The sequence below is a fragment of the Rhizobium sp. BG4 genome, from assembly GCF_016864575.1.
GTDB lineage: Bacteria > Pseudomonadota > Alphaproteobacteria > Rhizobiales > Rhizobiaceae > Rhizobium.
The window spans coordinates 2190393-2211493 of the sequence record NZ_CP044125.1; the positions used below are offsets into that span (position 1 = coordinate 2190393).

Consider the following 21101-nt stretch of genomic DNA (forward strand, 5'->3'; position numbering starts at 1 on the left):
CTTGGTCAGTCGGTCCAGCGCATCAGGCGGTAGAAGAGATCTGCAGGCAGCAGCCTCTTCAGCATCATGCCCTGCTTTGCCGGAACCGTTACAGGATAATGTGGCTTCGGATTTTTCGAGTTCAATGCGTGTTTCAGCACCGCATAAACCGCATCCGGTTGTAGTTTATGTCGGCTGACCGGACCGCTGCCGTCAAGGCGGGCGAGCTGGCGGCGATAATCTGCCGCATGCACGGAGCCGCGCACATCGATGTGTTCGTTGATCTTGGCGAGCGCGTTGGCCGTGAAGCGAGAGGCGATCGGCCCCGGTTCGATGAGGCTCACATGGATGCCGCTGCCCCGCAGTTCCATCCTGAGGGTGACGCTCAGACCTTCGAGCGCGAACTTCGATGCGGTATAGGCTCCCCGGTAACGATAGGGCACGACGCCGAGGATGGAAGAGCACTGGACGATCCGGCCGCTTCCGTGCCTGCGCATCAGCGGCAGCACCCGGCGCGTCAGGTCGTGCCAGCCGAAGAAATTCGTCTCGAACTGTTCGCGCAGCACGTCGGTCGTCAGGTCTTCGACGGCGCCCGGCTGGCCGTAGGCGCCGTTGTTGAAGAGCGCGTCGATCCGCCCGCCCGAGAGCGCTTCCACCTCACGCATGAAATCGGCGATGGAATCGCCATTGGCATAATCCATGCGGAAGGCTTCGATGCCATCGGCCTCAAGCGATCCGAGATCTTCCTGTTTCCGTACAGTGGCGAAGACCCTCCAGCCATCGGCCTTGAGGGCGCGTGCGCAATGGGCACCGATACCGGACGAGCATCCGGTAACGATGATTGTGCGCGGTTCAGCCATTCAATGATTCCTGTACAAACTGGGACTCGTTTCCCATATTCGCACCGAGGTTACAATCGTCAGAGCCGGAGATGGAATGCCGAAGATCATGCGCACGCTCTATGAGGTGGTCTATGACGCGATCTGCCATCTCATCGAGGACGACGGCTTCGCCATGGCGAGCCACGTGGCGCTGTCGACGCTGCTTGCGGTCTTCCCTTCCTGATCTTCGGAACGGCGCTTGCGAACTTCCTCGGCGCCGATCAGTTTTCGATGACGGCGATCCACATCATCTTCGATACCTGGCCGGAAGCGATCGCCAAACCGCTGGCTGATCAGGTCGTGCAGGTTCTGACCATCCCGCGCGGTGGACTGCTGACGATCTCGGTGCTGGCGGCGGCCTATTTCGCCTCCAACGGCGTCGAGGCTTTGCGCATTTCGCTCAACCGCGCCTACCGGGTTCAGGAGACGCGGCCCTGGTATTTCACCCGCCTCGCCAGCCTTGGATATGTGCTGGTTGCGGTGATCATCTTCGCCGCGATCAGCATTCTGCTGGTCGCCGTTCCGGTCGGGCTGAACTATGCCCGCGAATGGTTGCTGCACAACGATACGTTCGAGTGGGTGCCGGATACGATCCGCCAGTGGCTGCCTGTCATCGTCGATACGCTGGAGATCGTCTTCAGCTGGCGTATCTACGGAACGCTGGTCATGCTGACGCTGGGGTTGCTTGTCGTCCATCTCTGGCTTCCGGCAGGGCGCCGGAAGGTTTTCGATGTCATCCCCGGGGTGCTGCTGACGCTCTTGCTCTGGCTCGCGGGGGCGCTGATCTTTGCCTATTACCTCGCCACCTTCGCCAACTACACCGCGACCTATGCGGGTCTGGCCTCCGTCATGGTGGTACTGATCTTCCTCTATATGGTCGGCGTGATCTTCATCATCGGGGCGGAGCTCAATGCGGCGCTTTTGAAATTCCGGGTACGGGCGATCTTCAAGCGCAACTTCCTGAGCGGCAACGGCCACAAGCGCTCAGAGACCGACAAGCTGCCTGACGCCGGCCACTGAGAGCCCCTTGGGCAGTTCCGCCAGCCCGGTATCGCCCTCGCTCTTGGACAGCTTGCGGCCTGAAGCATCGGTGATCAGCCGGTGGTGATGGTAGATCGGTGCGGGAAGCCCGAGCAGGGACTGCAATAGCCGGTGGACCGAGGTCGCGTGGAAAAGGTCCATGCCGCGCACGACATGCGTGACGCCTTGCAGGGCGTCGTCGAGGACGACCGACAGGTGGTAGCTCGAAGGCGCATCTGAGCGCGACAGGATCACGTCTCCCCATGCCGCCGGATCGGCCTTGATCGTGCCGGTCTCGCCATCGCCGGTTTCTGTCCAATCGAGCTTGGCGCCAACCTCATCGAGCGCACGCCTTGTATCGAGGCGCCAGGCATGTTTGGCGCCTGATCTCAGCCGTTCCTCGCGCTCGTCCTGCGTCAGTCCCCGGTCCCGTGGGGGATAATGCGGCGAGCCGTCGGGATCGCGTGGCCAGCTGCCGCCATTGGCCTCGAATGCCGTAACCTCGGCCTTCACCTCGCCGCGGGTCATGAAGGACGGATAGACGAGGCCGTGGTCGATCAGCTTTTGAAGCGCTGCCTGGTACTCGCCGAAATGTTCCGACTGGCGGCGGGCCGGTTTTTCCCAGTCGATTTCAAGCCAGTCCATATCCCGATAGATGCCGGTCTCGAAATCGGGTGTGCAACGCGTCAGGTCGATGTCTTCTATGCGCAGCAGCAAACGGCCGCCCGAAGCCTTCGCCATGTCCTGATTGATGAAGGCGGACAGCGCGTGGCCGAGATGCAGCGGCCCGTTCGGGCTTGGGGCAAAACGGAAGACGGGCTTTTGACGCTGAGTCGTTGTCATGCTTTCTTCTGCCACGGATTCGAAACCACCGCGAGGCGACGTGCAGATCATTCGAAACGAAGGCGATGTCGAGCAGGGACTGTCGGAATTGCTGCGCCTCGACCCGCGCCTTTCCGTCGTCGCCGCCGATGCCGGACCGCTGCCTCTGCGGCTGCGCGAGCCGGGATTTGCCGGACTGGCGCATATCATCGTCTCGCAGATGGTGTCGCGGGCGAGCGCCGAGGCGATCTGGCGGCGGATGCTGCCTGCCGATGGCGAGCTGACCGCCGAGAGCTATGTGATGTTGCATGACGAGGCGTGGCGGGAGTTCGGGCTCTCCCGGGCCAAGGCCACGACCCTTTCGGGGATCGCCACCGCCGTCGCCGCCGGGCACCTCGATCTCACAGCACTTTCGGTACTGCCGCCGGGCGAGGCGTTGCATGCACTGACAACGCTGAAGGGTGTCGGCCCCTGGACGGCGGAGGTCTATCTGATGTTCTGCTGCGGCCATGCGGATATTTTTCCGTCCGGCGATGTGGCGCTGCAGAATGCCGTGGCCGCGGCATTCGGTCTCGCTCAACGGCCACAGGCGAAAGCGCTGGCTGCGATGGCGGAAGCGTGGTCGCCCTGGAGGTCCGTCGCCGCAAGGCTTTTCTGGGCTTACTATGCCCAGAAACTCGGCCGCGGCCTCGTGCCGGTCGCCTGATCTGCAACACTCATCGAATTGCCGTTATTGACTGAATTTATTGGACTTCACAAGGCTGTCACAACCGGCCTAATATAAGGATGCAGATGCCGAATCGATCAGGAGAGTCCCTTGACGATTGCAGTCTCCCCCCAGGCCCTGCCGGCGCTCGTCCTGAACGCTGACTACAGGCCTTTGAGTTATTATCCCTTGTCGCTCTGGTCCTGGCAGGACGCGATCAAGGCGGTCTTCCTTGACCGTGTGAATATCATCGCAGAGTACGAACACTCGGTGTCTTCTCCGAGCTTTTCGATGCGGCTTCCCAGTGTCGTTTGCCTCAAGACCTACGTTCAGCCGTCCCGTAATCCCGCCTTCACGCGCTTCAACGTGTTCCTTCGCGACAAGTTCGAGTGCCAGTATTGCGGCGATCACAACGACCTGACCTTCGACCACGTCATCCCGCGCGCTCATGGCGGCGAGACGACCTGGGAGAATGTCGTGGCGGCCTGCTCCCCCTGCAATCTCAGGAAGGGCAGCAAGCTACCGAAGCAGGCAGGCATGTTCCCGCATCAAAAGCCGTATCAGCCGACAGTGCAGGACCTGCACAATAACGGCCGGCTCTTTCCGCCGAACTATCTGCACGACAGCTGGCTCGACTATCTCTACTGGGATAGCGAACTGCAGCCCTGACGGCTGTAGCCATATTCAGGCCGACTTGCGGACGCCGATAAAGGCGAAGGCCGCGAGCACGAGGCTTGCAATCACGTTCCAGCCCGCAAAGGACAGGCCGAGCACGCGCAGCGCTGCGTCGGTGCAGGACGGACCCTTGATGGTGTTGAGCTCCGTCAGGAGGTCGCCGGCATTCTCGGTCATGCTGCCGGCCGTGGTCGAGCAGGCGGTCGGGCCAGCCCAGAAGTGCCATTCGACGCCGGAGTGATAGACGCCCATGCCGGCGCCGACGACCATCAGCATGCCGGCGGCGAGAAGTAGCGCGCGGCACATCCAGTTGGGCAAACGGAAAAGCGAACCGACAGCACCGAGCAGGGCGATCGGAATGGCATAATAGTAGGGCTGGCGCTGCATCAGGCAGAGCTCGCAGGGAATGTAGCCGCCGATATACTGGAAACCGAGCGCGGTGCCGACGACGGCAGCCATGGCGACAGCCAGGACCAGCGAATAAACGAGGACTGGACGGGTGAGGGGCGAGGCAATGGCAGTCATGGCGGAACTCCGCGAGTTGGGCTCAGTGGGCAATTAACTTGTAGGCGACGCCGAGCGCGATCAGCACGACTGCGGCAATCGCCGCCAGCTGGCCGAGGCGTTTCTCGATGAAATCGCGGATCGGCTCGCCATAGCGGCGCAGCAGCCAGGCGAGGAAGAAGAAGCGCGCGCCGCGGGCAATGATCGCCGAGATGACGAAGAAGCCGAGGTTCATGTGGATGACGCCGGCGAGAATGGTGACCACCTTGATCGGCGGCAGATGCGCGAGACCCGAGGTTACCAGAAGCAGCAGCAGGATTTCCCACTCGTCGTGGATATAGACCCTCAGCTGCTCGAAGGCATCGAGCTTGCCGTAGAATTCCAGAACGGGGCGGGCGATCGCATCATAGGCGTAGTAGCCGAGTGCCCAGCCGGCGATGCCGCCGAGAACGGAGGCGACAGTCGCGACCAGCGCGTAGCGATAGGCGCGCTCGGGCTTGGCAAGGGCCATCGGCAGATAGAGCACATCGGCCGGAACGAGAAAGACGGAGCTTTCGACGAAGGCGATAACGGCGAGCCAGACTTCGGCCGACTTGCGGGCGGCGAGAGACATGGTCCAGTCGTAAAGTCTGCGGAGCATTCCATTCCTTTCGTGCTGCGGTGCAAAAGCATTAGGGGGCCGGTCCGGCGCTGTAAATGCCGACTATGGCAATGATAGCGGCGCCGGCGTGGAAATTTTTCGTGATCTCGCGCCGTCAGCTTTCCGTCGAGGGCTCGTGTTGTTCGGCCTGTTTGGCGCGCTTGGCGCGCATCACGTTCATCTCCGTGCGCTCGCGCGCCATTTCGCTGACGGCAGCCCTCAGCGCCGGGTGGCGGGCCGAGAACATGTTGAAGTCGCGCCGCTCAAGAACCAGGAACTGGCAGAAATCGATAGCGATGACATCGGCCGTGCGGCGCCCGCCGGAGAGAAGCGCCATTTCGCCGAAGAAGGATCCCGCCTCAAGCGCCACCGGTCCGCCATTGACGCGAACCTCGACGGCGCCCGAGGAGATGAAATACATGCCGTCGCCGCGGTCGCCCTTGCGTACCACGCGTTCGCCCGGCAGAGCCGATTTCGGGCGGAAGAGCAGCAACAGCTCCTCCTGCGAATGTTCATCGACCTCGGCAAAGAGCGGGAAAGTTTCGACCAGTTTCTGCATTTCGAGCTGATGTTCGCGCTCGCGCTCTTCGCTGAGAAGCCGGTTCTTTTCGAGTTCGCGGCCCAGCATGTCGAGACGCTTGCGGCCGTAGCCGTCGTAAAGGTGCGGCCATTTCTTGTGCACCTTCTTATGCGCGACCTCCGCGGCAAAGCAGACCAGCGGATTGAGGGTGATCGACAGGATGGCGGCGGCAAGGATCAGATCCTGGCCCTCCTGCGGCATCAGGCCGAGCGAAACACCGAGACCGGCGAGGATGAAGGAGAATTCGCCGATCTGCGCCAAGCCGCCAGCGACCGTCAGGCCCATGCCGACGGGATAGCGCAAGAGAAGCACGACGCCGAAGGAAATGATCGCCTTGCCGACGATGATCAGCAGCAGTGCACAGAACACTGCCATCGGCTCCTTCACCAGAACCGCTGGATTGAAGAGCATGCCGACGGAGACGAAGAACAGCACCGAGAAGGCGTTCTGCAGCGGCAGGGAATCGGCGGCGGCGCGATGGCTGAGGTTGGACTCGCTCATGACGACGCCGGCGAAGAAGGCGCCGAGCGCGAAGGACACGCCGAAGATGGCGGCCGAACCGAAGGCGATGCCCAGCGCGATCGCCAGAACCGCAAGCGTGAAGAGTTCGCGCGAACCGGTACGCGCCACCAGCGTCAAAAGCCAGGGAACCACCTTGGGGCCGAGCACGACGGCCATGACCGCGAAGGCGCCGACCTTGAGCAGCGTCAGGCCGATGGTCAAGGGCAGCGGCAGGCCGCCGCCATGGGCGAGCGCATCGCTCGCATGGCCGCCGAGCAGTTCGGCCAGCGCCGGCAGCAACACGAGCGCCAGAACCATGGCCAGATCTTCGACGATCAGCCAGCCGATCGCCACGCGGCCGCTGGCGGAATTGACGAGATTTCGCTCCTCCAGCGCCTTCAACAGGACGACGGTACTGGCAACCGAGAGGCTGAGCCCGAAGACGATACCGGCGCCGAGCCCCCAGCCCCAGAAGGAGCAGAGCGCAACGCCAAGCAGTGTGGCGATGACGATCTGCAGTACGGCGCCCGGAATGGCGATGCCCTTGACGGCCAGGAGGTCGCCGGCCGAGAAATGCAGGCCCACGCCGAACATCAACAGGATGACGCCCATTTCCGCGAGCTGGCTTGCAAGCCCGGTATCGGCGATGAAGCCCGGCGTGAAGGGGCCCATCAGGATGCCGGCCATCAGATAGCCGACCAGCGGCGGCAGCCGCAGCCTGTCCGCCACATAGCCGAGCACCGCTGCAAAGACGAAGCTTACGGCCACCGTCGCGATAAGGGTTGCTTCCTGATGCACGTCTTTCCCTCGGTGTTGAATGCGGCGCCACTTTAGAACGAAGGATGAGCAGAATTAAACACTTGATTTGAGGCGCCGCAGCGCTTCCCGCAGATAATCCGCAAAAGTTGCAACAGCCTGAAGCCAGTTTCGGGACGCAATATGAGTGCGCACTAAAACAGTCGATGCCATCTCATTGGAGATTTCCATGCGAGAATTAGGAACTGTTGCTGCGTCAGCCACCTACTATTCCGAGGATACCGTCGAGTTCGGCTATGTCCGCGAGGTCTTGCTCGAAGACGAGGCGTGCTGGGGCGTGTTCGACGAGGACGGCGACGTGATCTTCGTGGGCGACGACCTGGCGGAATGCCGGTCGTTTGCGGCGAAGGAAGAGATCAGGCTGCAGCTGATCCACTAGCAGGGCGGCCTCCCAGCGGGCGCCGCTGTGATGGATCTGCCGCGCATTCATGCAGAAAATGCAAATCCGGCCGCTTTTTTGAGGTGTTGCCGCAAATGTGTGCTAAGGCCCCCTCGGAAACTTAGAACAGGCCTTTTACAATTATGACCGAACTTACACCCGCCCTCATCTCTGCGCTGAAGCTTGCAAAGGACGGCGACCTCCATCCTCAGCCCACCAACAAGTGGACGCATGAGAATGCCACCGTGACCTACGCGAAGAACGACCGGTGGAAAGAGCGCCCGCAGAAGATCAAGTCCGTGACGCCAAAGTCCATCGTGGAACTGAGCAACTCCGGCCTCATCGAACGCCGCAACCTCGACACCGACGCCGCCAAGGATGTCTACGGCATCACCATGGCCGGCAAGATGTGGCTGCTGAAGAACAAGTAGGGTCAGGAGAGCGCTGAGAGCTGCTTTGCTGAGGAGTGGTGCCCCATGCCGTTGTAAAACATCGCAATGTTTTCAACGGCCTACGCGCCCGCACCGCGTTTACATGCCCCTTTGAATTCATTGTCGAATTTGCACAACCGCCCGCACCTTTTGGGGGTCGCAAATTTAACGCCCCCTTATGGCCAAGGCTTTGAATTCGCTCCTTCGGGTTACCGGAGGCCAAGAAGAACACGATATCTTGGAGGATGCATGACGCATCAGGTTTTCATCTCATCAGCGGTGCCCGTCACCAGCGAGAAGACATTCGCCGAAGCCGCAGCCAGCTATCTCAAGCACGGCGGCGACGGAAAGCACATTCAGCCGATCATCGAGCATTTCGGAAATCGGCCACTCGCCTCGATCTTCCCGTTCGATGTGAAGGAGATGGCGTCCGCGCTGTACCCGACGCAGAGCAACGCTACGCGAAATCGCCAGGCACTGACCCCGGCGCGAGCCGTGATCAATCACGGCTACGAGCGCGGCTGGTGCAGCCTTATTCGCATCAGGAAGCTGAAGGAGGAACCGCCGAGGCGAAAAACGCCGGCATCACCAGTCTGGATGCACTCCTTCATCCGGCAATGCGCCAAGGACGGTCTGCCGCATGTCGCCGCGATCGTGCTGTTCATGTCGCAGACCGCGGCGCGAATTAGCGAGGCAATCAATGTACGATGGAAGGATGTCGATCTCGCCGGGCGCAAGGCGCTTCTCGTCAAGACGAAGACCGGGGCGAACTCGCTGCGCCACCTGACCGACGAGGTCGTGCGCCGCCTCCATGACATGCGAGAGGGCGCGGCCGACAGCGACCGAGTGTTTCGTTACACCAACCGGCATTCGGTTAATGAACGCATTCTGGCGGTCTGTAGGCGGGCGGAGATCAGCTACAAGTCCAGCCACCTCTGCGGCAGGCATACCTTTGCGACCAACGCGATAGATATGGGCCTGGACATAAAGACAGCGATGGATGCCGGTGATTGGAAAAGTCCCGAAGTCTTCCTCGGAACATACGTACACTCGCGGAGAGATGCGAGCCGAGCAGCCGCAGACCGCTTTAATTCGTTCCAATTCGATGAGGCTTTCTGATTAGAACAGCGATCCGATCTTGGGTGGCGGTGGCGGTGGGGGTGGAGGGTTGCTGTCGTTGGCCCACCTGACGTTGAACCAGTCCCATGTCCACTGAGGCGCCCAGCCTTCCAAGGTGGACTTCGTTGCCTCGCAAATGATGAGGTTATCGTTGACGTGTAGACGAGACATAAGAGCCGTCCTTAGCGTCGTCGGCGCAAATGATGTCGACACGAACCACGTCCAGCCGTTCCATCGCAACCAATCTCCGTGCGTGCCGAGAATGCTATCAATCATCTCGGCGTTTTGGGGAGTCTGGATCCACCGGATAGATACTAGGTAAATCTTAATCATCGCAGCTCACCCGTCTTGGATCGTATTTTTTGTTGGTGGGGGCGAATTTTGTGCACCTTCTGGAGAGATATCGATGATCCTTGGATCGCTCGCAGCGATCTCATTTTGTTGATACTTTACAAGATGCAGCCCTTCCAGAACAGCGGCGCCAGGATTTCGCTCCGCGTAGCGGAAAGCGACAAAAACGTAGGCTGCAACTAAGGCCGCCGCCAGAACGGCGAGACCAGTGACAAAAAACACGCCACTTTCCGGTATGCGCCAGATTGCAATTGCCATCATGATCAGGAACGCGACCATCACAGGGGCCGTTTTCCCGAGGACGCCACTACCCAGCTTCACGGAATTGAAGGGGCTAAAGTTGGGAATGTCTGGTCGTTTCGGAGTCAAGGCGCTCCCCTCTCTGCCCCTGCATCCGTAGCCTACAATCACGGCGTATGCAATTTGCGGGTGCTTGAGCCCCATGCCGGAGCACCAGAAGCTCACATTGCCAAGTGTTTGGCGAAATGTGAGGCGAAGCGAGGTTACACCGAATTGCTTTGCATTTTGAATGACGCGCCCCACATATCGGCATCTCATGCCCTACCGACCCCTTTACCATTGGCGCCGGACGAAGATCGACAAGAATGACATACCCACCGATAACGACTGGTCGGGGTATGACGGAGATGTTTGCATTGGGAGGATTCAGCGGCAGACCAATGGGCCGATGAAAGATCAATGGCTTTGGACCGGGGGAACGATCCGCCGCGCTCCGAAGAGGCTATTGCCCCATAGCGGATATGTAGGAGAAGGTCGGGAGGCTATGCGGGCGGTCGAGGAGTGGTACCACCGGCAGCTTGAGCTGAATGGGATCGAGCGTCCGACCGATTGACCCGGCCGGTCACTGCGCCGATATTCCCGCAATGATCGACACCCTGCCCTTCAACGAAATCCACCTTCTGAACCACACAGTCGTGCACTGGCGCTTGGGAGATCCGGGATGGGAGATCGCCGCCTTACCGATCATATGGCGGCGGAGGCATACTGAATTCTGTCACGGGGGAGCCGATCAAGCGAATCTCGATCGGAGGGCCGGGCACGGAAGAGTTCAGCGCGGCGCTTGGCCTTTCTTCGTCTTCCCTGTTCTCGAAGATCTGCCTGGAACGGCTCCTCAGCGGTCTGCAGCTTCGCGTGTTATCGAAACCTTCCTAGTCGATCGCCTCATTCTGGAGCTTGTATAACTCTTCAACGTACCCCTGCTCCATCCAATAAGGGTGCCTACTTAACCGGCAAAAGCCCTCGGTCTTATCGGCTAGATTCGAAACTATATGTTGTCCTCGCTTACCAGCCTCCTGGTTTACAGAAAGAAATAGCATCGCATTACGCTTAAGTTGGCTTAAGTAGGACAAAACGTACTTTTCGGCCATCTCCGGCAATGAGTCCATATTGATGGCGAGGGCGAAACGCCGATCCGGAAAACTAATATTTGCGGGATGAAGCGAAATTGATGCTGCCCGCCTCTCTTCCCCAAACAAAGATACGGCGGCTTCCCCAAGTGCTGAAGCAAGAAACGCGGCCTGGGTCGCCAACACAAACGGGAGATCGACTATTGTATAGTCTGTGTAACCTCTGACGATAACGTACCGGGCGACATGACCAAGACCACCGCCAATTTCGATAATGGGATCATCTTTTCCTATTCCAATTTGTTCGATTCTATAGGGAACGTACGCTTGACGGACGAAATCAGGATTGATCCAGCGATTGTCGATTCTAGCGATAGGGGCAGAGCCGAAGTCAACTGGCGCGAGAGAGTGACCAAGGCGATGCTCAATGGCTTCAATAGTCGGCTCCAAGAGACCGTTCTGCCGCCCTATGAGTTTATCCCATGAGGTTTGCTCTGTCGAAGCCACACCGATGACTCCTACAGCCTCCGCCAGCGCCAGGATTGCATCTCGACAGCGCGTTGAGAAGTACTCCCTACCCCACTGCCAATCAGATTGAGCGCTATGGACCGTATGAGCGTATCCGGTCGCCGTGGTGCCAGTCAGAAGAGTTGAAAATAGACGGCGCATCTCAGCTATGTCGGCACTCTCGAGCGCTAACCTCATTTCGTTGCTTTTGCTTCTCAGATCGTTCCAGATGTCTGGTTGCGCCGTGTCTTTGGGGGCAAGCCGATATGCATTCGAGACACGAAGAAGGAATTCGTCGGAAAGATTGCAGTGGGGCTGCTGGGCGGAAATTTCCGCCTGGGGAGGATCGATCCATAGGCGAGTGACTTTTGGAAGACGCGTAAATTTCGCGTTCCGGAAGATCCTAAGCCGTGTCTTCAGTTTCATCTTTTGTCCAACCTCGAACGCAAAGGAAATGCATCAACACCTTTCCTTACGCTTTCTGATAGCACGATTTACAGTTGTATCAACAGCATCTCCGCCAATTACATTTTCTTCCAATTTGAGCCCCGTTTTTTTGAGCCTAATCAAGAAGACCTTCGCGCTACTTCGCTCTGTATGCGGAGTTCTTCGCGAATGCGGTCAAGTTCCGTCGCTACCATCCGATCGACGCGGATACGCTCACGGGCGAGTTCATTCATCTCTTCGAACGTCTCGTTGAGACGGGCTGCCTGATTGGTCAGCTTGTTGAGCGCCGTGGAATCTACAATCACGGCGGCCACTTGCGCCGCAGCAGGGCTATTGATAGGAACAGAGCGCTCGCCGTTCATCAGGCCAAGGTATCGAGCCGCGAAAATGACCGCCAGCGTAGCGCCAAGAGTGACCAAAGCTAGCGGCGGCAGGTCAAAGAGCTTTTCCATTCCTTGTTTCCCCTTGGTCATGAGCGGCGCGGTGGATATTGACAAGCTCGCCAACCGCGAAAAGCGGATAGATGGCGAGCCAGGTGCTCATGACATTCGAGGATGCATAGCAATACGTGATGCCGACCCAGATGAGGCAGCCTATGCCTGCTGATACCTGCCGGATGACCGGAGTGACGTGCTTCCGCGCTCCGTTCACGATCAGGCCACCGATGCGCATGATGCCGAGCATCATCATTACCCAGCCTAGAATGTCCTCGTTTCTGAATACTGCCCGAAACCCGCCCCACGCCGGCTGATTGAAGAGATCGGTGCTGGCAAGCAGGACCGCGCCCCAAAGAACGGTATGTCCGGCCAGAAACCATTCCGTCATGCGTGGGCCGAACCGGTGCTGAATGCGGATCCAGATGCCAGGACCAACGTAAGGTGTGTCTGACATCACCGCGCACCCCCGTATTTCTGTTTCGCCTGCTTTCCCCAGGCGTCGCAGTCGGCCGCGAGCTGGTCTCGGTTATCCGCCGTGATCTCCCACCGGCTCTGCGTCCAGCGGACCTTCTCGCCGACCTTCGGGATTACCCGCTCGACCTTCGCCGTGCAGGCGTCCGGGAGATCGGGAAAGTCGAAGTGCGCCTGCGTTTGGCCGGTGGTGGTTGCCGCCTCGTTGATCTGCTTGGTGACCGACTGACAGCCGGCGACGAGGAGCGCGATCGAGACGAGCGTCAGTGTTTTGACCGCCATTGGATGTCCTCCTCTGTCCACACAGCGCCGTCAGGGCTCGTGTCCGCCTTGATGCGCGCTTCGAGGTCAGCCTTTGCTCTATCTCGCGCCGTTGCGGCTGCCTGCGCCCGGCTGTCGGCATCGGCCCGGAGTTGATCGGCCGTCTCCCGATCTCTGCGCTCTTTGTCGAGCTGTGCCAAGGCAGCGGTCAGGCGGAAGCTGGCGACCATATCTTTCGTCGCGGCATCCACTTCGTCCTGCACTCGGCCGTTGATGACCTGTCCTATCAGCGGGAGGCGCAAACCTTCGTAGGTGAAGAACATGACCACAGTCGCCAGGATCATGCCGATGATGATGGCGGCCGGGATCTTGACGATGTCCGAGAGGTTGCCGAGCATCACTTCAGCCCCGAGACGCAAAGCTCGGCCTCCCCGATGCGCTGGGCGTCGCCCATTTCACGTCGATTGACGAGGCCCTTCCAGATCTTGCCCCCCGCCCGATTGTAGGCCGTCTGGGCCTCGCAGGCTTGCCGGTACTGATGCTTCGTGACGAACTGAGCGGCCGACGACTTCAGCTTGACCCCGAAATTATACGCGCCCGAGGTGAGCGACGCCTGGACGCTGTCCGGCGCCTTGACGAAGTCCTTCACGCCATCGACGAGCGGCAGGTAGTAATCTCGCGTCACGCGGACCTGCAGGCGCTTGTCTGCATCCTCGAGAGAGATGTAATCGCCCTTTCGGACAGGCCGACCGTTGAGCGTCGTCTCGCCCCAGCCGATGGTCCAGACGCCAATGCTATCCTGGTAGGCGATGTTCGAGAAACCTTCCCATGGCTTAATCAGGTTGGTGATCGCGAGATCGACTGCGGGAGGGGTGATGCCCTTGGTAACGGCAGCATGGACGATCGCCGGCGTCATCTCAGGCTTAGCCGCAGGCATCTGGCTAGCCGTGAAGTAGGCCCAACCGCTGACGATTGCCGCCGCGGCGCCTGTAGCCACTGCCGCGGTCCCGCGCTTAGAACTGGTTATCTTGCCGACCGGCATCCTGCCGCTCCTTTTCAGCTATCTTGTCGTGAAGTTTCTGCTGGAAGACGACGCGGGCCCATGTCGCTGCGAAGCCAGTGAGGCCGATTGCCAGAGCGACGGCCATGTTGACCCAGATCGAATCGAAGGTGATCGATTGAAGGGCTGAACTGATCAGTGGCTCCATGATCATGAGCAGAGACGCCGCGATCATGATCCGCACGCTCCATGCGGTCTTCAGAATCGTCCAGGCATGCGGAACCGGCCTCAGCCAGTGTGGGAGGTTCATTGCAATCTCCGAGATGAAGAAGGGTTACGGCCAGTCGATCGACGGCAGCTCGGCCAGGAATTCGGCGATCGTCGGAACAGGCCTCTCTCCGGTCTCGACCTTGGCGAGTTCAGCATCTGCGTATGTCCAGACCGCCGATCGCCATGCGAACAAAGCCGCCGCTTCGGCGGCGAATTTTGGGTTTTCGTCATCCCGGTAGCTGATGCCCGATTGGATGCTGTCGTAGCGGCGCTCACCAGCCGTCGTGTCGAGAAGCTGCTGGATTGCGGACGAATAAAGCTTAATGGTCGGCGCTTCGCCCTCGATCACCACATTCCCGAAAACTCTAGGTGCCATGGGTTAGCTCCACTGCAGGACGACGCCGGAGACAGCGACGTTCTTGTTGTTGAGGGTTTTGACGCGCCAACGCATCGACGTACCGGATGGCTGGCCGCTGATCGTTGCGGTGCCTTCATAGACCTTCACGCCGTTGAGGTTCGTCGAGAGCGCGAGGGTGACTGCCGTCCATGTAGTGCCGCCGTCACGAGAGACTTCGCCGGTCAAATCAGTGTTGACGGTGACCGCATCGGTTTCTGCAGTCTGCACGGCAAGACGTGCGGTTGAAGGAACGCTAGCCGCCGTGTAAGCCGCAGAAACCAGCGTCATATTCTGCAGCGTATCGATATTAAGCTGGATATTACGCATGGACGCGTACGCGTTGTCGGAGGTCGAAAATACAATCCGATAGTAGAGATAGGAACCAGGCGTGGCGATCTGGTAAAGAGAGCCTCCGGACACCTTGGACGGTGTCTGGGCGGTTCTGGTATCGATTACCGTCCAGGCCGAGTTGTCGTTCGATCCAGAAACCGTCCACGCGGTTGGAAGGGCCGAAGTCTCGTCTCGCCAGCGCAAACGATAAGACGTAATCCGTTTTGCTGCAGAGAAGGTGGCAAACCATGTGGCGGGCAAGCCGCTGGCGGAATGCCAGAATGTATTGGTACTATCGGCATCGGCTGCGTACCAAGCATCAGTGCTTCCAGCGCTTAGTACGCTTGAGGCTGAAACCGTCACGCCAGCACCGCTATTGGACGTTAGCGCCGGTATCTGGCTGCTTTCAACGCTCGAGCCTTTATACCAATCGTTGCCAGCATCGTAGGCCTGATTGGTCGATCCGCCCGTGTTCACACCTGTCTCGTCATCGAAGGCATCGGCGATCCCGCCAGCCATACCCATACGCGAGCCCTTCAGGTCGGCGATTTCAAGCGCGAGCAGCGCGTCGTTCTTGCCGCCCTGTCCGAACCTCGCATCATCACCAGCGGCGACTGTTCCCGCAGCCGTGCCGACACTCAAATCCACCTGGCGCCATGCCGACCAGCCGGACAGACCGCCCGTCGTTGTGGTGAAGCGGCGATAGACGGCATCCCCGGTATAAAAATACTGGATATAGAGGTTGGTATATCGCCGCGTGCGAACTTCCAGCACGCCGGTGTATGTGGCGGCGCCCGCCCCGCTCGTGCCGTTCGTCCAAGAACCAGCAATGGTGTAGCAGCCGGCATAGTTGATTGCGTTGAAATCACCATCGGATAGGCCAACGCCTGCCTCACTGGGAAGCGGAGGCGGGCCACCGAACACCGGGCCAAGCCGAAAGGCGTCGAGCGCTTCCTTTATGGTAGCGGCACGAAGAAGCTTGCCGGTCACGCCGTTGTAAAAAGAAAGAGCCCAGTCGGTCGCGCCGTCGGGGCCAACCACGTCGCCCGTTCCGGTACCATCGGCACCTCTCTCAGCAGTCAAATCCCACCAGGCATTTGTCGTGGCGGGGAATACCGGAAGAGCATGGCCGACATTCCCGTCCTGCAGAGATACGAACGATCGCCGATCGCCTCTGACGCCATCATTCTTCGCATAGGTCGTTGCGCCGCTGTAGGCGCCACGCCAGTTGAATATAGCAGCGGGGCCCGGAGGGCCTTCATCGCCTTGCTCACCCTGTCCATAGCTAAACGGGCCCGCCCAATCTCCGGAGGCGTCTGACGCCTTGATGAAGAGCTGCGCCGGGTTCACATCGATGGCGAGGAAGGCGAAGTCATCAGGGCGCTCATCGTATGTCGCCTTGTCAGCGAGGTCGCCGGAGACGTCATAGCGATAGATCGTCCCGGCCTCCATGCCGACGAGAAGTCGGGACATGATATTGCTGTTGGCCTCCAGCTGCTCGCTGAAGGCCGTGGCACGGAGGAGAGCGTAATCGTATGTGCCGGTCGCACCGGTCCACTTGATCGCTGCTGTCGCGTGGGTGTCATCCTCGATCGAGGCAAGCGGGAGAGGATTGCCAGCCGCCTCAGCAAAGATTGTGCCGCCGGCGACATTGGCAATCACCCATGCCGTGCCGACGCCGACAATCGACGCGCTGCCGTTCGTCAGGGTGATTTGCCCAGTCGTGTAGTAATCAGACATGTGATGGATGCCCCTTAAGCCGGGATGCCGAAGATGTAGTAGCGGATCTTGGTGGCTGGATTTCTGACGGCGCGCGTCACGATATCACCGCCGCCGTTATCGAAGATGCGATAGGGCCCACCGCGGTAGGTAACGAAGCGCGCCCTGTTCGTGGTGAGCTGGCAGATCGCCGTTTCGCCGCTGATGTAAGCATTCTTCGGACCGCCATTGTTTCGGTAGAAGCCCGCGGCCGCCTGTGGCAGCCGGATGATCTTACTCACCTGCGCCGGGCTGTTGACCGTGCCAAGGCTGTTCGAAAAAGGCAGCAAGCCAGCCGGATGCACCGTATGAAACTTGATGAACGGGAAAAGCCCGGTGCTGTCGAAGGTGATATCCGTATTGGCCGCAGCGCCGCCGCTCGCCGGGATATCGAACCAGCCTTCCTTGATGATCTGCAGGCAAGGCCACCGGCTGTCGATAATGACGTCAGCTAGCGTTGGCGGGTCAGCAGCGCCCGGTCGGATGAACTGGAAGACATCGACCCCGCCGATATTGACTTGGCGGAAGACTTTGTTGCTCCCGACCGATGGCGCCGAGTTGTCCTGCGCGATCACGATGAACCGTGCCCGGACGGCGCTTCCGCCATTGCTGAACTCCAGCGTGGTGCCATTCACTCGATACGCGGCCCCGAAATCGTCCTCGTCGTTCGGGATCGAGCATGGGAACGTGATCGTCGATCCCTTGTACTGCAGGACATCGACTACCAGCGATGCGGTATCGACATTGATGCCAGCCAGCTTGTCGGTGAAGTCAAAAACCGTGAGGCCGGAAGGGATCGCGATGTCGCCGGACGCCACCACCTTGCAAGGCCGGGTCGCGCTGTCGAAGGCGAGTTTCGCGGCGATGTCGGTGACGGCATAGCCAGGCTTGGCAACGCGACAGAAATCCTTGGTGATCTGAACCACCTTCTGTCCCGGAACCGGAGTGGTTGCCGGATAAAGGATCGCCGTGTCATCACCCGGCAAATTGTAGACGATAGCCTGAACGCTCGTGCCCGGACCCCATGTCGAGGTCTCGCAGTACGCTGCCAGAGCCGTAAACACCGTCCCGTCGAGCGGGAAGGAGCTGCCGTTGCCGAGATAGTAGTCCTTCGCCCACCCGGCATAGAGCATCGAGTAGTTATACCACTTGGTGTCCGTCGAGCCGGTCGAGCGCTGGATGCTGCAATAGATCGTCCAGCCGTTGCTGGCGATCGGCTTCAGGTCGAACAGCGGCAGCTCGTAGTCAAGCTGACCGAGATCCTGCCAGAACTCATTCTTCCAGAAGACGTTGTTATAGCCGAGATTGTCGCCGAACTTCAGCCGCTTGAAATTGGACGGTCCCGTTCCGGCTGGATACCAGCTTCGGAATGTGCCGCCCTGCACCGACTGCAAATCCTGACCGACAAAGCGGACATTCATGTCCCATTTGCTGTTGAAGTAGAACTTTCCGTAATCCGTGTCCGGGGTCGAATACGGATTATCGGCGTTGTCCTTCATGATCTTGATACAGCCGATGTTGAGGCTATCGACACCGATCAGCAGTCTTGGCATCAGGCAAACACCTCAATCGTGCCGGCAATGCCGTCGATCTGCAGCTTGTTATTGTCGGAGATCCAGGCGCCGCCGCGGATCGTCTTGATGCGAGCAGTATTCAGAGTCAGCTCGCCGTTCTCGATGAGGAAGGGGTAGGAATTCTCGTCGTCTGAGGTGAGAACCGAGAAGCGATTAACATCGAAGGCCACTTCAGATTTTAGGACGCCTGCATCCGTGTAAATTTGAATGTAGAAGCCGCTCTCGAGGAAGGCATCGTCAAGTTCGGCCTTGAGCAGGATAGCATACCTCACCGTCACGCCTTCCGGCGCCGCCACAGCCTGAAACGCGACCAAGCCATTAGCAAGGTTCTCGCCAAATTGCGCAATCAGCTCTGTCGTCTGCTCGACGACATTGGCGACGTCCGACGTGAGCACGAAGATCTGCTCATCGAACTTGGCGCCGGTCACCTCAAGCTTTCGGTTGAGGGATTGCGATACGCCGCCGGTGATCTGCAGGTTCTGCTGGATTTGCGCCAGTCGCGACTCGTTGCGGTTCAGCCCGGCGTAAAGTTCCGAGAAGATGTCCTTCACTTCCTGCTTCAGGTTGCCGAGACCAACCTCAAGATCGGAGTTACCGCCGTCGAGCGACGTAGCATCCACCGCAGCTGCCCAGTTCGTCGGGCGATCGGCGATCACCTTCGATCGGAACTGATAGGTGGTCAGGCTGAGGATGCCCTCTTGAAGGAAGGCCACCGTCTGATCTGGCGTGATCGTGCGCGAGAACTTGTTCGTCGGATCGGTCTTGATCCACCATTCCAGCTGAATGCTCGTCACGGTCGGATCGTCAATCGGCGACCAGGACACGCGGAAGGCCGGATAAGAGCGGCCATCAGCGCCGACACCGATCACCGGAGCAACAGAGAAGTCCTGCAACTCGTTGAGATAGACCGGGCTATCGTTGGGGATCGGGATCACGGGCGGAATGACCGTCACCGCATCATAGATCGCGCCGTCACGCTCTTGCAGCGACAGAGCGACATTGCGGGGGCCGTCGCTGGTCAGAGCCTTGATGGATCGAGCCTGCACCATGTAGACGCGGTCGCCGTAGCGCGCCGAATTCCAGCGCACCCAGTCACCGGCCTTGATCGTCTGGAAGCGCGGACGAAGGACGATGTCAGCCGTCGCCTCGTAGCGGTTCTCATTGAAGTAGATCGATGCCAGCTGGTTTGCCTGGCGCTTCGAGCAGACTGTCGGCAGTTCGAGGTTCACGTCACGCGAGCGTCTATCAAGGGCGACGTAGCCCGCGTCCGTCTGTGTGTCATAGCCGGCCGGGCTCCACATGTTGGAGGGTTCGGGATAGGTGCCCGAGACTGCGTTGACCAAATCGGCCATTGACCGGCGCTTCTGAAAGCGCACGGCCTCGCTCTTGATGAGGTCATCGTCGGTGAAAGTTTCGACGATCGGCTGATCAGTGCCAATGAGCGGCCAGGAGCCTTCGACGCTATCAATAACGATACCACCGCAGGAGACCATTACCGACTGAATGTTGTCGCCGTGCTCGACGTCGCAATCGAAGATGATCGAGCAGCGGTAGCGCGCTTCTGTGCCGTCAACGATCTCGTCGCAGATGTTCATGGCCGTGAAATAGCGATCGAGCGGAAGATCAACCGCGTCCATGCCCATGCCGCAGAACATGTCATCGTTGATCGAAAAGCCGCGGCGGTAGTTGTATTCCTGAACGATCGGGTTCTGCGAGAACTCGTAGGTGGCGTAGTTGTCCCAACGATGAGCGCCGACGCCGCCAACGGTCGAATCCTTGCGCGGATCGTAAAGGCGAGCGCCGCGCAGTTCGAAGAAGAAGTCAGGGAAGCTGCCGAGCTTCTCTTGATCATAGGTCAGGCGGGCGATGATGAAGCAGATGCCCGTGCCGATATGGTCGGCTGTCCAGCGCCCGATCGGGTTCGAGTGATCAATCAGGCCGGCATCTGCCGTCGTCTGCGTGCCGTTGTAGAAGGTGAAGGTCATCAGGCCGGCATAGTCGCCGGAAGAAACCGCATACACTGTCTTCACCGCATCAGACGACGTCACTGAGAGCGTCAGTTGTTTCCCGCCGGCGTAGATCTTCGAGAGGCCATCGCAGGGGAAGTCGGAGAACGCGTAGATCTGCTCAAGCTGCTTGTTCGAGCTGCCCCAGGTGTTGACGTAGCAGTCGTGGCCGGCGAGGCCGACGAGGCCGCACGCGACCTTGCGGCTGACGTTCTCGCCATAGTCCCGTTCGAACTGCGAGCCGCTCGGCGTGGCCTTCTTCTGCTCCTTCTTCGTCAGAACACCGACGAGAAGGTTGAGGCCGATCCCGATGATCGCCTTGCCGATGATGCCGAGCGACCCGAAGAACGTGCCGATCGCGCCAATGACAGGTGCTAGAAAGCCCATCAGATAACCTTGAATGCTGCCGTGACGCGGTCGATCGGAACAAACTCGACGGGTCCGGCGTGGGAGCGGGTCATGAAGCCGATAGCGGTGAAGACCCCACCGGAGAACGCGCCATCGCGTTCGATCACGCCGATGTCGCCGCGCTGGGCCATGGCAACGGGGATTTCATCGAGCTTAGCGGCAAAAGCCTGCCGGACATTATCGAAGCCGCGCTTGCGCAGCTGCTTGGCAGCCCCTGCCTCAGTCTTGTAGCCACTGGCGTCGGGATACATCTTCTCGCCCGTCACCGCCTCAACGGCGTCATCTGGGATGATGAAGCAGTCGGAGACGCCCCACTCGCCTGGCAAAGCCTGATGTGCCGCCACAACCGCGTTGAGGCGCTTTTCCCAACCGGGAAGTCTTGCCATGTTGGATTATCCTAGAAGGAGGACTCGACTCGTAGTTGTCTGTCTGCTTTCCTCCGGATGCCAAGCTTAGGAGGAAAA

General features: G+C 59.6%; 23 protein-coding genes and 1 pseudogene. 6 read left to right on the forward strand and 18 right to left on the reverse strand.

Annotation, left to right across the window (positions count from 1 at the left end; all coding sequences use genetic code 11):
* Positions 1-5 precede the first annotated feature (5 nt).
* Positions 6-839 (reverse strand): SDR family oxidoreductase, encoded by an 834-nt coding sequence (locus F2982_RS11165; protein ID WP_203427845.1) that lies wholly within the window; start codon positions 837-839, stop codon positions 6-8.
* 76 nt (positions 840-915) lie between these two features.
* Here F2982_RS11165 and F2982_RS11170 point away from each other — a divergent pair.
* Positions 916-1880 (forward strand): annotated as a pseudogene (locus tag F2982_RS11170) (YihY/virulence factor BrkB family protein).
* Here the strand turns inward: F2982_RS11170 and gluQRS are convergent.
* The gene (gluQRS, locus tag F2982_RS11175; RefSeq protein ID WP_203427846.1) at positions 1845-2723 is read right to left on the reverse strand and encodes a tRNA glutamyl-Q(34) synthetase GluQRS; all 879 of its coding nucleotides are present in this window, start codon (positions 2721-2723) and stop codon (positions 1845-1847) included. The pseudogene F2982_RS11170 and the gene gluQRS sit on opposite strands and share 36 nt — an antisense overlap.
* Between gluQRS and F2982_RS11180 the strand changes: the two genes are divergently transcribed.
* Both F2982_RS11180 and F2982_RS11185 read left to right on the forward strand, forming a co-directional pair.
* Complete coding sequence (locus tag F2982_RS11180; RefSeq protein WP_203427847.1) at positions 2722-3408, forward strand: DNA-3-methyladenine glycosylase 2 family protein; 687 nt, start codon at positions 2722-2724, stop codon at positions 3406-3408. The genes gluQRS and F2982_RS11180 overlap by 2 nt on opposite strands.
* Positions 3409-3519: 111 nt before the next feature.
* Positions 3520-4077, forward strand: coding sequence for an HNH endonuclease (locus F2982_RS11185; RefSeq protein ID WP_112720222.1), 558 nt, complete (start codon positions 3520-3522; stop codon positions 4075-4077).
* A 15-nt stretch (positions 4078-4092) separates the two neighbouring features.
* Here F2982_RS11185 and F2982_RS11190 read toward each other — a convergent pair whose 3' ends face one another.
* From F2982_RS11190 to F2982_RS11200, 3 genes are all read right to left on the reverse strand, one after another.
* Positions 4093-4608, reverse strand: coding sequence for a disulfide bond formation protein B (locus F2982_RS11190; RefSeq protein WP_130284212.1), 516 nt, complete (start codon positions 4606-4608; stop codon positions 4093-4095).
* 22 nt (positions 4609-4630) lie between these two features.
* Positions 4631-5227 (reverse strand): YqaA family protein, encoded by a 597-nt coding sequence (locus tag F2982_RS11195; RefSeq protein WP_112720224.1) that lies wholly within the window; start codon positions 5225-5227, stop codon positions 4631-4633.
* Positions 5228-5342: 115 nt separating this feature from the next.
* Positions 5343-7106 (reverse strand): cation:proton antiporter, encoded by a 1764-nt coding sequence (locus F2982_RS11200; protein WP_203427848.1) that lies wholly within the window; start codon positions 7104-7106, stop codon positions 5343-5345.
* A 187-nt stretch (positions 7107-7293) separates the two neighbouring features.
* Here F2982_RS11200 and F2982_RS11205 point away from each other — a divergent pair, with 187 nt between their 5' ends.
* The 3 genes from F2982_RS11205 to F2982_RS11215 all read left to right on the forward strand — a co-directional run bounded on the left by F2982_RS11205 (position 7294) and on the right by F2982_RS11215 (position 9053).
* Positions 7294-7503 (forward strand): hypothetical protein, encoded by a 210-nt coding sequence (locus tag F2982_RS11205; RefSeq protein WP_112720226.1) that lies wholly within the window; start codon positions 7294-7296, stop codon positions 7501-7503.
* Positions 7504-7646: 143 nt separating this feature from the next.
* Positions 7647-7934: a hypothetical protein gene (locus F2982_RS11210; protein ID WP_203427849.1), complete on the forward strand. Its 288-nt coding sequence runs from the start codon at positions 7647-7649 to the stop codon at positions 7932-7934.
* A gap of 66 nt (positions 7935-8000) precedes the next feature.
* Positions 8001-9053: a tyrosine-type recombinase/integrase gene (locus F2982_RS11215; protein ID WP_203427850.1), complete on the forward strand. Its 1053-nt coding sequence runs from the start codon at positions 8001-8003 to the stop codon at positions 9051-9053.
* Between the two features lie 339 nt (positions 9054-9392).
* On the opposite strand, the gene F2982_RS11220 is transcribed toward F2982_RS11215, so the two are convergent.
* From F2982_RS11220 to F2982_RS11280, 13 genes are all read right to left on the reverse strand, one after another.
* Positions 9393-9947: a hypothetical protein gene (locus tag F2982_RS11220; RefSeq protein ID WP_203427851.1), complete on the reverse strand. Its 555-nt coding sequence runs from the start codon at positions 9945-9947 to the stop codon at positions 9393-9395.
* Between the two features lie 626 nt (positions 9948-10573).
* The gene (locus F2982_RS11225; RefSeq protein ID WP_203427852.1) at positions 10574-11704 is read right to left on the reverse strand and encodes a putative sugar O-methyltransferase; all 1131 of its coding nucleotides are present in this window, start codon (positions 11702-11704) and stop codon (positions 10574-10576) included.
* A 140-nt stretch (positions 11705-11844) separates the two neighbouring features.
* Positions 11845-12177, reverse strand: a complete 333-nt coding sequence (locus tag F2982_RS11230) for a hypothetical protein (RefSeq protein WP_203427853.1) — start codon at positions 12175-12177, stop codon at positions 11845-11847.
* Positions 12161-12616, reverse strand: a complete 456-nt coding sequence (locus F2982_RS11235; protein WP_203427854.1) for a hypothetical protein — start codon at positions 12614-12616, stop codon at positions 12161-12163. Before F2982_RS11235 ends, F2982_RS11230 begins: the two co-directional genes overlap by 17 nt.
* Entirely contained in the window at positions 12616-12915 is a 300-nt protein-coding gene (locus tag F2982_RS11240; RefSeq protein ID WP_203427855.1) for a hypothetical protein, read from the reverse strand. Before F2982_RS11240 ends, F2982_RS11235 begins: the two co-directional genes overlap by 1 nt.
* Positions 12897-13292 (reverse strand): hypothetical protein, encoded by a 396-nt coding sequence (locus F2982_RS11245; RefSeq protein WP_203427856.1) that lies wholly within the window; start codon positions 13290-13292, stop codon positions 12897-12899. The genes F2982_RS11240 and F2982_RS11245 overlap by 19 nt, the downstream gene beginning before the upstream one ends.
* Complete coding sequence (locus F2982_RS11250) at positions 13292-13891, reverse strand: glycoside hydrolase family protein (RefSeq protein WP_246777430.1); 600 nt, start codon at positions 13889-13891, stop codon at positions 13292-13294. Before F2982_RS11250 ends, F2982_RS11245 begins: the two co-directional genes overlap by 1 nt.
* A 16-nt stretch (positions 13892-13907) precedes the next feature.
* Positions 13908-14204, reverse strand: coding sequence for a hypothetical protein (locus F2982_RS11255; protein WP_203427858.1), 297 nt, complete (start codon positions 14202-14204; stop codon positions 13908-13910).
* Between the two features lie 24 nt (positions 14205-14228).
* A complete protein-coding gene (locus tag F2982_RS11260) occupies positions 14229-14540 on the reverse strand; it encodes a hypothetical protein (protein ID WP_203427859.1) in 312 nt (103 codons plus the stop codon).
* Positions 14541-14543: 3 nt separating this feature from the next.
* Positions 14544-16631: a discoidin domain-containing protein gene (locus F2982_RS11265; RefSeq protein ID WP_203427860.1), complete on the reverse strand. Its 2088-nt coding sequence runs from the start codon at positions 16629-16631 to the stop codon at positions 14544-14546.
* A gap of 14 nt (positions 16632-16645) precedes the next feature.
* A complete protein-coding gene (locus F2982_RS11270; RefSeq protein ID WP_203427861.1) occupies positions 16646-18202 on the reverse strand; it encodes a hypothetical protein in 1557 nt (518 codons plus the stop codon).
* The gene (locus F2982_RS11275) at positions 18202-20616 is read right to left on the reverse strand and encodes a phage tail protein (RefSeq protein ID WP_203427862.1); all 2415 of its coding nucleotides are present in this window, start codon (positions 20614-20616) and stop codon (positions 18202-18204) included. Before F2982_RS11275 ends, F2982_RS11270 begins: the two co-directional genes overlap by 1 nt.
* Positions 20616-21023 carry a hypothetical protein gene (locus F2982_RS11280; RefSeq protein WP_203427863.1) on the reverse strand — a complete coding sequence of 136 codons (408 nt, stop codon included), beginning with the start codon at positions 21021-21023 and terminating at the stop codon, positions 20616-20618. The genes F2982_RS11275 and F2982_RS11280 overlap by 1 nt, the downstream gene beginning before the upstream one ends.
* Positions 21024-21101: the final 78 nt, after the last annotated feature.